Raw genomic sequence first — 14734 nt, 5'->3', positions numbered from 1 at the left:
AATGAAACGCAGTCAGGTCAGGGGGACGGCCGGCCGCCAGGGCCGCGCGCCCGGGCGGACCGCACCTTGACGGCGAGGAACCGGGACGGCGGCACGGTCGGCAGGAGACGCCCCTGGCTGCCGTCGCGAACCCGCACGGCACCGCCCGCCGTCCTGCCGGCCGTGACGCCGGTGGCGCCCGCGGCGCCCCTGCCCCTCGCCGAGCGGTACGGGGTGCGGCGGGTCGGCAACGCCTGGCTGGTGCACCCCGCCGCCGGCCCCGACCGCCAGTCGCTGCTGTTCGCCGCCGGTCTGGCCGCCGACCCCGAGTACACCCTGGTGGTGGTGGACCTGCCGCCCTGCGCGCCGCTGGACGCGGTCGCCGAGGCGCTGGCCCACGAGGTGCCCGCCGGACTCGCCGGGCTGCGGGTGGTGTTCGGCCGGACCCCCGACCGGGGCGCCGCGCCCGCGGGAGGCGAGCTGGCCCGGCGGCTCGGACAGCCCGTGGCCGTGCCCGACGGGATCGTACGGCCCTGTGCCGGCGGCACCCTGTTCATCGGCGCCGACCGGGGCCGGGGCTGGGTGCGGTGCGTCCCGCACGGCGAGAGCCGGTACCTCTCCCGCCGCTTCCCCGCACCGGCGTGGGACGGCTGTCTGCCCGACCGTCCCCGTCCGGTGGGTCAGTCCGCCGTCGCCGAACCGGTGGGCGCCGGCGTGTGGCTGCGGCCGGTGCCTGAGGACGCCGACCAGCATCGCCACCGGGGGCGGCTCGCCGCCCGGCTGCGCTGCCGGGACGACGCGCCCACCGTCGTGCTCGGCTCCCCCGGCGCCCCGGAACCGCCGGCCGAGGACGTCGCCCGCTTCTGGCGCACCCTGCCCGGCCATCCCCCGGCCGCCCCGCGCTTCGTGCTGTACGGCACCGTCCACGAGCCAGGAAGCCGGCCGTTCGGTGAGACCCTGGCCGCCCTCACCGGCGAACCGGTGCACGTCTGCAACGGCTTCCCCACCGGCGATCCGCGCATCGGCCGGGACGCCGGCGAGGACGTGGTGATCCTGCGGCACGACGGGACACCGGCACGGCCCGTCTTCGCCCGCGAGTTCCTCCACCTGCCGCCGGAGCCCGGAACCGCCTCCCCCACCCCGCTGGCCACGGACCACCGCTGGCCGCTCGGCCATCTGCCGATGCTCCGTCAGGGCCTGTACCGGGGCGGCCCCGGCGCGGTCCTGGAGGTCCTGCCGTGGGGGCTGTGGGTCCGCTCGTCCGTCGAACCGGCCCACGCCGACGAGGTGCGCGCGGCACCCGCCGATCCGCAGCACGCCCTGATCCTGTGCGACGACAGCGCCGTCGAGGAGCTGCCTCGGCTGCGGCGGCTCGCCGAGGACGTCGTCCGGCGGCTGCCCGCCGAGGACGGCCTGCTGGTCCGGGTGGCGACCGCCGACCGGCCCTGGGGGGCACCGGCCGGCCCGCGCCGCACACCGGCCCTGCCCGCCGCGCCGGCTCCGGTGTTCGTTCCGGCTCCGGCACCTGCTCCGGTTCCTGCTCCTGCTCCCGCTCCTGCTCCTGCTCCTGCTCCTGCTCCGGCACTTGCTCCGGCTGCGGCCGCGGCGCCTGTTCACGCTCCGGCACCGACACGGCAGCCGTCGGCAGCACCGGCCCTCCCCCGGCCGACGGAACCGTCGTCGCCCGCGCCACGCGCCGCGCCCGTTCCGCCGGTGCCCCCGCCCTGGACGAGCACCGGCACGCCCAGGGACGCGTCCGTCGTCGCGCTGGCGCTCCGGCACGAACCCGGGCTGGGCGGGCTCCTGCCGCCCGACATCGTCCTCGCCGGGCTGCTCGCGGTACGGCTCCAGCTCACCGTCCCCGCGCTGCGGGCCGAGCGGGACTTCGGGGCGCCCGCGCCCGAGGGGCCCTCGGACATCGCCCCGGACACCCTCGCGGCCCTGTCCCTGCTCCCCGTCCACCACGGCGTGGCGGCGCTGCGCACCGACCTGGACCCAGCGGCTCTCGACCGCTACCGCGCCCACCGGACGGCCGTCGCGCACCACGTCTGCGCGGCGTCGCTCACCGGCACCCCGGGCGCCCCGGGCAACACCGACGTCCTCGTCCACTCGGTCACCGGCCGCCGTACGGCACTGCTGGAGCCCGAACTGCCGGACCGGGTGCTGTTCACGCCGGGCACGCGGTTCGAGGTCCTCGGGGTCCACGCCCCGGCGGGCGGACGCGCGGTGGTGCTGCTGGGCGAGCTGCCGCCTCCGGGATTCTGCGGCGCCGACGGGACCGGCCCGGAGGCCGTGCGGCGGCGGCTCGTGGCGGCGCTGCGGCTGTGGCGCGCGGACGAGCGCGCCGGCGTGGCGCGCCTGCGCGGCCCCGACCCGTTCGCCCGGCCGCCGCGGCCGGACGGCCCGGCCGGTCCCGTGACCGTACCGGACCGGTCCCGGGCCGAGCCGCGGCCGATGGCGCTCAGTGGGCGGTACCGCTGACCCAGAGGTCGGTGCCGCCCTGCTGGATCACCACGTCCCCGTCGCCGCGCAGCACGAGTTCGGCACCGTCGTGGCCCGCCGTGCCGGAGGACCAGGCGGTCGCGTCGTCGGCGGTGTAGACGACGAGGTGTCCGTCGGCCTGGAAGACGGCCTTGTGGCCCCGGCCCTCGGTGTGCGAGGACCATCGGACGGTGCCGTTCTCGTCGGTGACGACGAGGTTGCCGTCCTCCCGCAGGGTCAGCACGGCCCGTGCCGACTCGATCGACTGGCCGGTCTCCAGGACCCGGGTGGCCTGGACGACCGTATCGGCGGCGGCCGTCTGCGCCTCGGCCGGCGGAGTCCGCTGCGCGGTCCGGGCGTCCGGGCCGCCCGGGTCCGGCGCCGGGGTCTGCGGAACGGGTGTGCCGGGGTCGGCCTGCGTGTCCCTGGCGACCGTCGTCCCGGGGTCGGCCAAGGCGGTGACGGTGGCGGAGGTGATGGCCGGGGCCGCCGGCTCCGTGGGCTGCTGCGCGTCGGAGTTGTTGTCGGGGGTGTCGTCGGGGCCCGCCGCGAGCGCGACGACGTTCTCGGGCTCAGGAGAAGTCGTACGGGAAGGGGCCGTGGTGTCAGTGGTGTCAGAAGAGTCGGTGGTGTCAGAAGAGTCGGTGGTGTCAGAGGAGCCGGTGGAGTCGGGGACGTGCTCGTCGGCGGCCCGGGCGACCCGCGTTCGGGCGGGAGCGGGCTCCGGAGCGGTCCGCGCGGCGGGGTTCGAGGTGGCGGCGGCGGAGGGGTGCGGTGCTCGGATGCCGGGACCCTGGAACGTCTTGCGGGGCGAGACCGGGACGGCCGTCGAGGCCGACGCGGACGGGGACGCCGTTGGGGGATCACCGGCTTCGGTCTCCCGGCTGCCGGAATCCCGCGTGGACGTGGACGTGGACGTGGGCGCGGACGTGGGCGTCGGCACGTCGATGGTGAAGTCGGGTCCGGTGTTCGACGGGGAAGCGGTGCGGTGGCCCGAGGCCTCGTAGTCGACCTCGTGGTCGCTCTTGTCGTCGTCGCTCAGCGCCAGGGGCAGGGCGACCAGGACGGCGCCCGCGACCGCCGCGGCGGCGAGCATCTGGCGATGGCCGGACTTGGCGGCCGGCTCCTGAGGCGCCCCCGTGTCCCGGCGGCCACGCGGGCCGTCGGGCCGCTGCCCGCCCGCGCCGGGGCCGGCGGACGGCGGCAACGGCTCCGCCCCGCCGTCGGGCTCGGCGGGGGTCAGGACGACGGCGCGCCGCATCCTCAACTGGTCGGTGCCCTCCGGGGGTGTGCCGCCTCGTGGCGTCCTGCGCTCAGCGGACATGTTCCTCTCCTCAACGATGTGGGTGCGGCCGGCCGAGGTGTCAGACCGTGCCGTCCCCGCGCGGGTGTCCCTCGGCCAGCGGCCCGGCGAGCCGGGGTGGCCAGGGTGCGGGGTCCTCGGCCGTGGCGGGGCCGGCCACCGCCTGCGTCAGCTGTTCCATGGCCTGCCGGTCGGCGGCGTCCTGGTCACCGGGGCGGCCGGCCGGCTCACCGGCCGCCACCTCGCGCAGCAGTACCGTCGTGACGCCGGTGCCGCCCCGGGTGCCGAGGACACGGAAGCGGGTGCCGGGCGCGAAGAGGACCTCCTCCGGTCCGGTCCGTGCGGGGGAGCCGGTCAGGGCGCGTACTCTGCGGCCGGTCATCGACCAGATCAGGTACCGGTCGCCGGCCGGCGCGGGGGCGCCCTCCCGCACGTACGCGCCGACCGGCCCGGCGGGGCACAGTTCGGTACCGGGCAGCGGCGCGCTGGCGCGCGGCGGGAGCGTCCCCGCGGCACGTACGACGGCCCCCCGGTACGACGGGAGTCTCCTCAGCCCGGACGCCAGGCCGACGAGGCACGGGTGGGCGTCGGCGGAACCGGCGACCAGCCGCCGTTCCAGCCAGCGCCAGCCGAGCGGGGCGTCGTCGAGGGTGAGGAAGGAGCGTACGGCGATCAGGCCGGCGAGGACGACGTCGTCGGGGTCGCCGCCGCGCAGCCCTGGTGACACCGTCAGCATCCGGCCGACGGCGGCCTGTTGCTGCCACCACTGGTCCCCGGCGAGCGCCCGCAACGCCTGCCGGTCGGCGGGCCCGCCCCGGTACGACGGCCCGGTCCGCACCGGAGGGGCTGCCTGCGGCGCGGCTGGGGGGCGGGGGCCGGACGGGGGGTGGGGGCCGGACGGGGGGTGGGCGGTGCCCGGCCGGTACCCGACGGGCGCGCCCGGCACAGGGGACGGGGGCGGCGCCTGCGGAACACCCGCCCGCGCCCCGGCGGAGGGCTCCGCCGCCCCGGCGGAGTCCGAGGACAGCGGCGCACCCGGCACACCGGACGCAGGCGGCGCCGACGCGACCGGCCGGGGCCCGACGGGGGCACCCGGGCCGGGAGGAGCCACCGGCGGCACCGGAGCGACCGGCCGGCGACCGGCAGACCCACCCGGCACGGCAGACCCGGGCGGCGCCGGCACGGGAGGGGCGACCGGGGCGGCCGTGCCCCGCGCGGCCCGCTCCCCGCGCGGTCCCGTGCCCGGCGTCCCCCAGGCCACCGGCACGGGACGTGCGGCGGGGCCGCCGATCGAACGGCTGGCCGCGTAGGCCTCGGCGAAGCCCGGCGGCACGGCGGGCACGGCGGGTGGACCGAGGTGCGCGGCCGGGCCGTCGGCGATCCGCGAGGAGGCGACGACCGGCACGACGGGCGGCCGCGCGGCCGCACCGGCGCTGTCGGCGCCCCCGGCCGGTGCGTCGCCCGTCACCGCGGGTCCACCGGCGGAGACGGAGTGACCCGGCGCGCCGCTCCCCACGGCGGACGGCACCGGAGAACCACCGGCCCGCCCCCCGGACACCGGGGAACCTCCCACCCGCCCCCCCGGAAGCCGGTGCCGCCGCCGCGCCGTCGGCCGGCCCCGCCGGAGACGGCGCCCCACGGCCGGCCGCCCGCACGGCGGACGCCGCGTCCGGCGCGGCGGTGCCGGCGGGAGGCGGCGGAGCCGCCACGTGCCGGATGCGGACGCTCATCGGCGCGGCGTGCCAGGGGACGTCCGGCGTGCCCTCCCGCTGTCCCGCGGTGCGCGTCCGCTGTGGGTCCTCGTGGTCCTCGGACGGCTCCACGTCGTACTCCAGGGCCAGTCCGAGGCGTTCGGCGAGGCGTCGAGCCCGGCGGCCGCCGCGCGCGGTGCCGGTGCCCCGTACGTGCAGGGCTGCCCGCTCGACGACGCCGGGTTCGAGGCGCTCCAGGAAGCCGTCGAGCACCGGCCACACCCCGTCGTCCAGGGTCCGCCCGGGCACTCCGACGTCGATCGTCACGGTGCCGGGGTCCAGCGTCCACCCGAGGGCCGTGGGCCGCGCGGTGTCACGCGGCCCCACCCACAGTCCTCCGCGGGTGACGGCGGCCTGCCACACCTCGTCCAGTGGCAGCGTCCCGTCCGCGCCGACGGCTTCGCCGGGGACCGGGGGCCGGGGGCGCAGGACGCGCGGCGCGGGAGCGCGCCCGCCGCCGGCCGGCCGGCAGGCGACCGCCTCGGCGTAGGGCCGCCACGCCGGTTCGCCGTCCGCTTCGAGCAGCACGACCGCCTCGGCCGCCGTGCCGTCCGCGGACTCCAGCAGGGCGGGGACGCCGCTGACGACCTCCACCTCGGTGCCCAGCAGGTCCGCGGTCTCCTGGCCCACCTCCAGCAGGTCCCGTCCGTCGCCCGGGACGAGACGGAGGGCCGACCGGGCGCGGGCCGGCAGCCGGGTCAGCAGCGCGGCCAGCGCCCCGGCGGTGACCTCGGAGGTGCCCGGGGCGCCGACGACGACGGTGAGCCGGTCCCCGTCCACGGGGATGGAGGCGCCGACGTCCGGCGCGGAACCGGGCAGTGGTCCCGCCCGGCGGACCAGCACACCGGCGGGCACGGCGGTGACCACATGGTCCTCGACGGCGTCGGAGGCGAGGAGGGCCGCCGCGTCCTCCCAGCCCGGCACGGGGTGGCGCAGTCCCAGCGGCCGGGGTGCGAGGCCGGGCGCCAGCCGCCACCAGCCGCCGGTGCCGTCGGGCCCGGCGGGGGCGAACAGCGAACCGCCGGGGGCGACCACCACCGGCCCGGCCGGGGCGACGACCTCCATCTCCCAGCGGTCGCCGACACGGCGGGCGGGGGCGGGCCGGTCCGGCCGGCCGGCCGCGGCGCCCGCCCAGACCAGGCGCACCGTGGTGACGCCGGACTTCTTGAACCGGTCCAGCACCGGGGCGAGCCGCCGCCACACGCCCCGGGACCCGTCCTGGCCGGTGGTGACCACGACCGTCGCGTGCCCGGGGTCCGCCAGCCGCAGGGCGTCGACGGTCGCCGAGAGGTCCGCCGACCGGGCGCCGTCCGGGCGGAGCAGCACCACGGGACCGCAGCCGGCCGGGCCGGAGCCGCCGAGCCGGGCCGCCAGGGTCCGCAGGGCGCCGGATCCGCCGTGGCGCCGGCTCATCGGGTGCCGTCCCCGGCGGACCGCGCGCCGGACCGGCCGGCCGGTGTGCGGCCGGTGCGGCGGTGAGGCGTCTCGCGCATGCCTTCTCACCCGCTGTCCTGGCCGTCCTGTACGCGCTTCCCCGGTGGCAGGAGGAAGTGTCCGACCCGGCCATCGGACCAGAGCCGGCCCAAGATCCACAAGGCGGGCGGCGCGGCACTGCCCGTTTGCGGATGGCCGTGCACGAGTGGTCACCGCGCCGGCCGGAACGGCGTGGTGGCCGAAGAGGCGGAGTCGGTGGCCCGCCGGGCACACGGCCGGCGGTCCGCCTCCCCGCCGGTCCCCCGTCTCCCATGATCGGCCCGGCGCGGCGTCCGCCCCGGACCCGCACCGGCCCCGGCCCCGGCCCCGCAGTCCGGGCCGGGGGCCGGGCCCCACTCGTCCGACCGATCAGGAGAGAGCGTGTCCTTCCGGAACCGGGTCATCGCGGGCGGCACCGTCGCCGTGGTGGCCGTCGCCCTGGGTGGCGTGTCCCTGGCACTGGCCGACACCCCGGTCAGTACCGAGGAGATCGCCGGCAAGATGACGTACTACAACGACAGCGGCTACGGCGCCTGCGGCACCCAGGTCGACGCGGCCACCGAGGACCTCGTCGCCGTCTCCCACGCGTGGTGGACGTCCGCCGACCCCAACCAGGACCCGCTGTGCGACGGCGTCTCGGTGCGGGTGTCCTACGAGGGCAAGACGATCACGGTGCCCGTGAAGGACATGTGCCCCTCCTGCGAGTCGGGCCACCTCGACCTGAGCCAGTCCGCCTTCGAGCAGCTCGCGCCGCTGGAGAAGGGCGAGGTGGAGGGCATCACCTGGAAGTTCGTCACCGCGGACGGCGACGACCTCGATCCCCCGGCCTCCCCCGACGACGGCGGTACGGCGCCCCTGGCCACGGGGCCGGCCTTCCCCTCCCGGTACGCCGCCCCGTACGTCGAGACCTGGAACTCCCCGTCCGTCCTGACGGACGCGCAGGCGGCCGGGCTGCGCTACGCCACCCTCGCGTTCTTCCTGGACGGCGGCGGCTGCGAGGCCACCTTGAACGGCAACCAGCCGGTGCAGGACGCGGGTTGGCTGGAGGCGATCCAGCGGCTGCGTACGGCCGGCGGCGACGTCATCGCCTCGTTCGGCGGCGCGTCGGGCAGCGAACTGGCGCTGGGCTGCGACTCGGCCCAGGCGTTGCGGGAGCAGTACCGGTCGGTCGTCGACGCCTACGGGCTGTCCCGCCTCGACTTCGACATCGAGGGCGCCACGCTGGCGGACACGGAGGCCAACCGGCGTCGCAACGAGGCGCTGGCGGCGTTGCAGAAGGACGTGGAGGCGGCCGGCGGCCATCTGGACGTGCAGTTCACGCTGCCGTCGGGCACGGACGGACTGCAGGCCGACGGGCTCGCACTGCTCCAGGACGCGGCACAGGCGGGGCTGCGGGTGTCGCTGGTGAACATCATGACGATGGACTACGGCTCCGCGGTCGACAACATGGGGCAGGCCGCGATCGACGCGGCGACGGCACTGCACGCGCAGTTGGGGCAGATCTGGCCCGACCGGTCCGAGCAGGAACTGTGGGCGATGCAGGGCAACACCCCGATGATCGGGGTCAACGACACCCCGGGTGAGACCTTCACCGTCGAGGACGCCGGCCGGCTGGCCGGCTTCGCCGTCGAGAAGGGCATCCGGCAGCTCGCGTTCTGGGCGGTCGGCCGGGACAAGTCCTGCGCCCAGGCCGGACAGCTGTCCGAGGACTGCAGCGGCACCGAACAGGAGCCGTACCAGTTCCTGAAGACCTTCGAGGCCGTCGGCACCACGGCCCCCGGCACCGCCACCGCGACGCTCGGCTCCGGGGCGCTCGCCCCGGTCCCCGCCTCCCCGGCGGGCTCGCCGTCCGGTGAGCCGGCGCGGCTTCCCGAAGGGGGCGTCGAGCCCTCCGCCCCGGCCGCTCGCCGTCAGGGCTCGGTGACCGCGACCGGGTCGGGCAGGACGATCGAGAACGCGTTCACCACGGGCTACACCTGGTTCGACAACACCCCCCGGGGCAGTGCCCAGATCTCCGACCCCGTCATCCACGACCAGGCCGGCGGCACCGGCACCTGGGACGACCCGATCACCCTCGCCGTCGGCCACAGCAACGAGAGCGGCGAGGACGTCCTGGACTACCCGGCCGGCACCCGTTTCTACTTCCCCAAGGTCCGCCGGTACTTCATCGTCGAGGACGCCTGCGGCGACGGCGGCAGCCCGCAGGACGGTCCCTGCCACGACCTCGGCTCCGCCCCCGAGGGCGCGACGACATGGCTCGACATGTACGTCGGTGGCGGCAGCGGTGACAGCGAGTCCGCCGCCGACGCCTGCCTGGGCAAGCTCACCGGGCTGACCACCGTCGTCCAGGACCCCGCGGACGATCTCCCCGTGGTCGAGGGGCCGCTCTTCTCCGACGGCAAGTGCACCGACACGTACGACGACTGAGGACGTCCCGTCATCGTGCGCGCGCACCCTCGCCCTGGCGGTGGTCCTGGCCACCGCCTCCGCGGCCGGCCGGACCTCGCCGCCGCCCCGGACGGCCGTCTGCTCATCATGGAGCGCGGCTTCACGGCCGGCGTTCGGCACACCGTCCGCGTCCACCTCGTCGGTCTGCGGGGCGCAGCGGACCGGTGTCCCGCCGGGCGGGACGTGGAGCACCTCGACGGGGCGTCGGACGTCCCGCCCGCAAGACGCCGCGGGCCGACCCGGCCGACTGCCCGTTTCCGGGCGCGCCCGGCGGGCAGCCGCGGGCCGGTCCGCCGATGGACGACGTCGAGGGCGTCGCGGTGACGGGCCGGACCCGGGACGGCCGGCGGCGGCTCCTCCCGCCGGTCAGCGACGACAACGGCGGCGCGGACCAGAAGCCCCGTCTCCGCCGGCTCGTCACGCGGCTCCCGCGCCGCTGGCCTCGAAGACCACGGGTCCGCGCCGCCGGTCCGGCGCGGGCCCGTCGCGTCCGGTCCCCGTGGCACGGGTACGGCGCGTCCGGCCCGCGCGGCGCCCCCGCCCCCGTACGGGCGGACCGCCCCGGACACCCGGTGTCCGGGCGCGGGTCAGCCGCTGGTCCGTGCGTTCCAGTCCCGCCGGGCGCGGACGAGGTCCCGGACGGCCGCGCGGTCGGCGCCGGGGTCGGCGGACTCCTCGTCGGGAGCCGTCTCGCGCATCAGGACGGTGCCGGGGGCGCCGGGGTCGGGGGCCAGTACCCGGAACCGGGTGCCGGGCAGGAACAGCACCCGGCCGGGGCTGAGCGGGTCGAGCAGATCGGTGCGGCGGCCGTTCACGGACCAGATGAGGAAGTCGGTGTCGCCCGGCGCGCCGGCGGGGCCCCGCGCCGACGCCTCACAGACCTGCGGGTCGGTGATCTCGGGCTGTGCGGCGTACCACTGGCGCATCGGTTCGTCGAGGGTGGCGCGCAGGCCGGTGGGGCCGTGGTGGACGGGGAGCATGAGCAGCCCCCGGCGGAGCAGGGCGAGGTCGTCCGGGCTCCCGGGCGGGCCGGCCCCCGCGAGCCGGCCGAGTACGGCGGCCAGGGCGGCGACGGCGCCGGGGTCCGGGTCGGGGCCGGCGAGTTCGGGGTGTCTGCGCAGCACCTCGGCGGCGAGGGCCGTCAGTCCGGTGGGGACGAGGCCGCCGGCCGGCGCGGGCGCCGGGAGCGAGGGGGCGCCGTCCGGGGCGGTGGGGCGGCAGACACCGACGCGTACCGCGCGGCGCAGGTCGGCGGGGAAGGACCGGGTCAGCTCCTGCGCGAGCCGCCTGAGCCGGGGCAGCGGCCCGGCCGGGCCGGCGTCGCACAGCACGCGTTCGTGCGCCGGGTCGGGGTCGGCGCCCCGCACCTGCGCGGCGTGCGCGGGGGCCTGCGCGGGCCGTACCCACAGGCCGCTGCGGACCACCTCGACGACGACGTCCTCGGCGAGCCGGTGGACGCCGGGGCCGGTCTCCGGGAAGCCCTCCAGCGGCCACCGGTGAACCGCCGCGTACGGCGCGGCGGGCGCGCCGGACGGCCCGGCGGCCGGGGGCAGGTGGATGAACTCCCGCGCGCGCAACGGCCGTCCCGGTGTGCCGTCGGGACCGGCCAGCAGGACTTCGTCCCCGTCGTCGCCCGGGCGGGGCAGGCCGCCGAGGAGGCGTACGGGTTCGCCGACGACCTGGGCGAGGACGTCGCCGACGTGCCGTCCGCCGCTCAGACGGGCGGGCCCGTAACACAGGAACCGCACGGCGGGCCGCAGCCACGCGGGCAGGTCCTGCCAGAACCGGGCGACGTCCGCGACCGGCACCGCCGGGGCGCCGGGGGCGCCGACCGCCACGGTGAGCAGGTCCGCCGAGATCCCGACGTCCCGGACGAGACGCCGGCGGTGGCCGTCCGGGCCGGGGGCCCACCGGGCGGGGCGCAGCCACACGCCGGCGGGGAGGGGTTCGGCGACGCTGCGGCCGAGCTGCCAGGGCCGGTCGGGGAGGGCGGACTCCCACGACGGCCGGGGAAAGGTCGGGGAGTCGGGCAGTTCCGGTCCACCGGGCGGGCAGCGCAGCCAGCCCGCGCCGTGCTCCGGGGCGGCGTGCAGGCCGCCGCCGGGGAGGGGCGTCAGCGGTCCCTCGGCGGTGATCACCGTCCGGCCCAGCCGGGCGGCGAGCCGCCGGGCGACGGCCACGGCGTCCCGCAGCGGCGGGCGGCCGAACACCAGCCGCAGATCACCGCTGCCCGCGGGGACGGCCCGGGCGAGCCGGTCGAGGGTGGCGTCGTCCGCGCCGTCGGGCAGGTCGGCGACGACGACGGTCGCCTCGGGGTCGGCAGCCAGTCCGGCGGTGAAGGCCCGGGCGCGCGGATCGGCGGCGCCGGCCGGGGCGATCAGCCAGGCGTGGCCCGCGCGGTGGGCGGTGAAGCGGGGGCCGGGTACGGACGGCCCGCCGACGGGGGCGGGGGCTGCTGTGGGGTGGCCGCTCATGCCTGGCATCTCCGTGGGGGCGTCGTACCGGCCGGCCGGGAACCGGCGTCCGGCCGCGGGCGGGCACCGGCCGGGTGGTTCCCCGTGCCGGTCCGCCGGGTTCCGTCCCGGGCGCGGTCACGGGCAGGGCACGGACGGGACGGTGCCCCCGGGGGGACGGGCGCCGGGGAGCGGGGGTGTCACATCGCGGTGCCGGTGGACCACAGCACCGTGCCGCCGTGCTCGATCACCATGTCGCCGTCGGCGCGGAGCACCAGCCGGGAGCCGTCGTGGCCGTCGGTGCGCGAGGACCAGACGGTCCGCCCGTCCCCGGCGTACACGGCCAGGTTGCCGTCGGCCTGGAAGACGGCCTTGACGCCGCCCTGCCCGGCGGTTCCCGACCACCACAGCGGGGTGCCCTGCTTGTCGTAGAGGACCAGGTTGCCGTCGCCCTGGAAGGCGAGGCCGACACGGTTGGTGGACCAGCTCTGTCCCGGCTCCAGCACGCTGGTGCCGTTGACCACGGTGCTCGTCCACTGCTGCTCCGGCGAGGGCTCGTCGGACTCGCCGGTGGCGTGCGGTGACGCGCTCCTGGTCGTGGTCGTGGAGCCGGCCGTGGGCCGGGGCCGGGACATGGCCGCCACCGGTCGTCCCGACTCGGCGGGCGCCGTCGCCGCGACCTCGGCGATGCGGTCGTGCCCGGCGCTGGTGCCGCCGCCGCGCGGGGCCGCGGAAGGCGCCGCGCTCGGTGCCGCGGTGGCGTCCTCGGGGCTGTCGGAGGCCGGTGCGGAGCCGGGGTCGGCGTCCTCCTGGCCGGCCTGCACGGTCGTGGACGGCGCGTCGTCGTTCAGGAGCTGGGGGGCCAGCAGGAACAGGGCGCTGAGGATGCCCGCTCCGGCCAGGATCGGCTTGGCGAGGTGCCCGCGCGGGGTGCGGTCTCCGGTGGCGCCGCGGGGCCGTCGTCCGGTGGGCCGCCGTTCCGGGGCGGTCGTCGGTCCGGCGGCGGGCGGAGCCGCTTCGGCGGCCGGTGCCGGGCGGGCGGCCGGTGCGGCGCCGAGGGCCGGCGCGTCATCGGCGGCCCGGCGCGCTCCGGTGTCCGGGCCGGGGGCGGCGACGGCCGTGGCCGGCCCGGTGAGGTCCCCGGCGGACGCGGCGAGCGGTCCGCCCGTCGCGGTCTCGTCCGGCGCGGGGAACTCCCAGGGCAGTTCGCTCTCCCATACCGCCTGCCCGCCCGGCGCCCCGGCGGACTCGGCGGAGCGGCCGGCCCCCGGCTCGCGGTGGTTCATCTTCCATGCCTTCCCGGTGGAACGGATCGGTGTTCGCGCACAGGTCGACGCCTCGCGGGAAGCCTAGGGAGGACCCGGTCGCGGCGCGGACCCGTGCGGACGGGACGTGCACCGACGCACATCACTCGTGCCCTTCTCGACACCGGGGCCGGTCAGAGGATGCCCATGCGGATGGCGTAGGCGACGGCGTGGGTGCGGTTGCGCAGTTCGAGCCGTCGGATCACCGCCTGGATGACGCTTTTGATCAGGCGCTCGGAGTAGCTGAGCTTGGTGGCGATCTCCACGGTGTCCATGCCCTCCGCGAGGAGCTGGAGCACGTCGACCTCACGCTGCGACAGTTCCACCGGCAGCAGTCCGGAGTGGCTGTCGGTCCGCTGCATGGTGCGCATCCGGTCGAGCAGCATGCTCAGCAGCACCGGGGGCAGTACGGCCCGCCCGTGGTGCGCCTCGACGGCCGCCGCGAGGATCTGGCTGAAGCTGGTGTACGGCCGCACCAGGAAGCTCACTAGGCCGTGGTTGACCGCGAGGGCGAGCTGCTGTTCGGAGATGTGGTCGGCGACCAGCACGATCCGCACCCGGCCGCCGGAGGTCTGGTTGGCACGGCTCATCAGGGACAGTGTCTTGCCACTCACCGAGGCCGTCAGGACGATCAGGACGTCGGCGTCCGCGATGTCCTCGGCGGGCAGCAGCTCGACCCGTTCGTCCGCTTCGAGGAAGGCGGCGGTCCCGTCACGCGTCAGCAGGTCGTCGGCCTGAACGACGACCCCCGGGACGGGACGCACTTCGTCTTTGCCAGCAGGCATGGGGGACTCCTTGTCGAGAGCGCGACTGCGCGCGGCACGAGCGCGCGTCCCCGAGGAGGCCCGGTTCACCAGGCCGTGCCGACCGGGCCGGACAGCGCGCTCTTCACTCGGCCCCGATCATCACAGCTCGTGCGGCGCGCTCTCGCCGTCGGCCGCCTGACCATGCACTATCAATCAGAAGCAGTGCACTGTCGAACAACGACTCCCCTGCGCACGAGGGGATTTCCCGTTCGGGTGCGCCCCACCGGGTCGGCCCGGTGGGCGGCGTGGTCGGTGGCGTCCGGGCCGGTCAGCCGCAGGCCGGTAGCCGGATGGTTCCCCTGGTCGTGTTCGTCGCCTCCCTGCGCCCTTTCGTGCAGGGGGTGATGGCCGTTCGGCCGTTCGGTGAAGCAGGAGCGACACGGCCTGGGTGAGCCGCACGGCGCTGTGCGCGCTGGGACCAGAATCGGTGCGCGGGTACGCAAAACCGGTTCCGAGGAGTCCTTACGGTGGGTTCTGCCCGGCGGACGACCGTGTCCGGTGGGCCCGCCGCGCCGGAATCACCGGCATCCGGCACGCTCACGATGTTCTCAGGAGTCCGCATGTCTCACACCTTCGAGCCGGTCGAGCCGGTACTGGAGCCGGCCGCCGCCGCGTTCGCCGAGGCCACGGCCAACCCCCCGTACCTGTTCGACCTTGCGCCGGCCGAGGGCCGCAAGGCGGTGGACGAGGTGCAGTCCGGTGACATCGCCAAGCCGGCGGTGGACGAGGAGTGGAT

At 77.4% G+C, this 14734-nt stretch carries 8 protein-coding genes and 1 pseudogene; 4 read left to right on the top strand and 5 right to left on the bottom strand.

The annotated features are described in order from the left end of the window. Positions 1-66 precede the first annotated feature (66 nt). Positions 67-2460 (top strand): hypothetical protein, encoded by a 2394-nt coding sequence (locus ACZ3IG_RS26635; RefSeq protein ID WP_467435195.1) that lies wholly within the window; start codon positions 67-69, stop codon positions 2458-2460. Here ACZ3IG_RS26635 and ACZ3IG_RS26630 read toward each other — a convergent pair. Both ACZ3IG_RS26630 and ACZ3IG_RS26625 read right to left on the bottom strand, forming a co-directional pair. Next, positions 2441-3784 carry a hypothetical protein gene (locus ACZ3IG_RS26630; protein ID WP_467435194.1) on the bottom strand — a complete coding sequence of 448 codons (1344 nt, stop codon included), beginning with the start codon at positions 3782-3784 and terminating at the stop codon, positions 2441-2443. The two genes, ACZ3IG_RS26635 and ACZ3IG_RS26630, sit on opposite strands and share 20 nt — an antisense overlap. Before the next feature lie 40 nt (positions 3785-3824). Then, positions 3825-4601 carry a hypothetical protein gene (locus ACZ3IG_RS26625; protein ID WP_467435192.1) on the bottom strand — a complete coding sequence of 259 codons (777 nt, stop codon included), beginning with the start codon at positions 4599-4601 and terminating at the stop codon, positions 3825-3827. Between the two features lie 901 nt (positions 4602-5502). On the opposite strand from ACZ3IG_RS26625, the gene ACZ3IG_RS26620 reads away from it, so the two are divergent. Together ACZ3IG_RS26620 and ACZ3IG_RS26615 are read left to right on the top strand one after the other, a co-directional pair. Continuing rightward, on the top strand, positions 5503-6993 hold the full coding sequence (locus ACZ3IG_RS26620; RefSeq protein ID WP_467435191.1) for a hypothetical protein: 1491 nt from the start codon (positions 5503-5505) through the stop codon (positions 6991-6993). 375 nt (positions 6994-7368) lie between these two features. Continuing rightward, positions 7369-9414, top strand: coding sequence for a cysteine/serine endopeptidase inhibitor (locus ACZ3IG_RS26615; RefSeq protein ID WP_467435189.1), 2046 nt, complete (start codon positions 7369-7371; stop codon positions 9412-9414). Between the two features lie 608 nt (positions 9415-10022). Here ACZ3IG_RS26615 and ACZ3IG_RS26610 read toward each other — a convergent pair. The 3 genes from ACZ3IG_RS26610 to ACZ3IG_RS26600 all read right to left on the bottom strand — a co-directional run bounded on the left by ACZ3IG_RS26610 (position 10023) and on the right by ACZ3IG_RS26600 (position 13977). Then, positions 10023-11909, bottom strand: a complete 1887-nt coding sequence (locus ACZ3IG_RS26610) for a hypothetical protein (protein ID WP_467435188.1) — start codon at positions 11907-11909, stop codon at positions 10023-10025. 179 nt (positions 11910-12088) lie between these two features. Further along, positions 12089-13174: a hypothetical protein gene (locus tag ACZ3IG_RS26605; RefSeq protein WP_467435187.1), complete on the bottom strand. Its 1086-nt coding sequence runs from the start codon at positions 13172-13174 to the stop codon at positions 12089-12091. 152 nt (positions 13175-13326) lie between these two features. After that, positions 13327-13977 carry a response regulator transcription factor gene (locus tag ACZ3IG_RS26600; protein WP_467435185.1) on the bottom strand — a complete coding sequence of 217 codons (651 nt, stop codon included), beginning with the start codon at positions 13975-13977 and terminating at the stop codon, positions 13327-13329. Positions 13978-14558: 581 nt separating this feature from the next. Between ACZ3IG_RS26600 and ACZ3IG_RS26595 the strand changes: the two are divergent. Next, positions 14559-14734: pseudogene (locus ACZ3IG_RS26595) on the top strand (esterase); the annotation flags it as partial.

It is taken from the genome of Streptomyces sp. NPDC016677 (assembly GCF_055562815.1).
The sequence above is the reverse complement of the archived record's forward strand: the minus strand, read 5'-3'. Positions and strand labels throughout refer to the sequence as shown.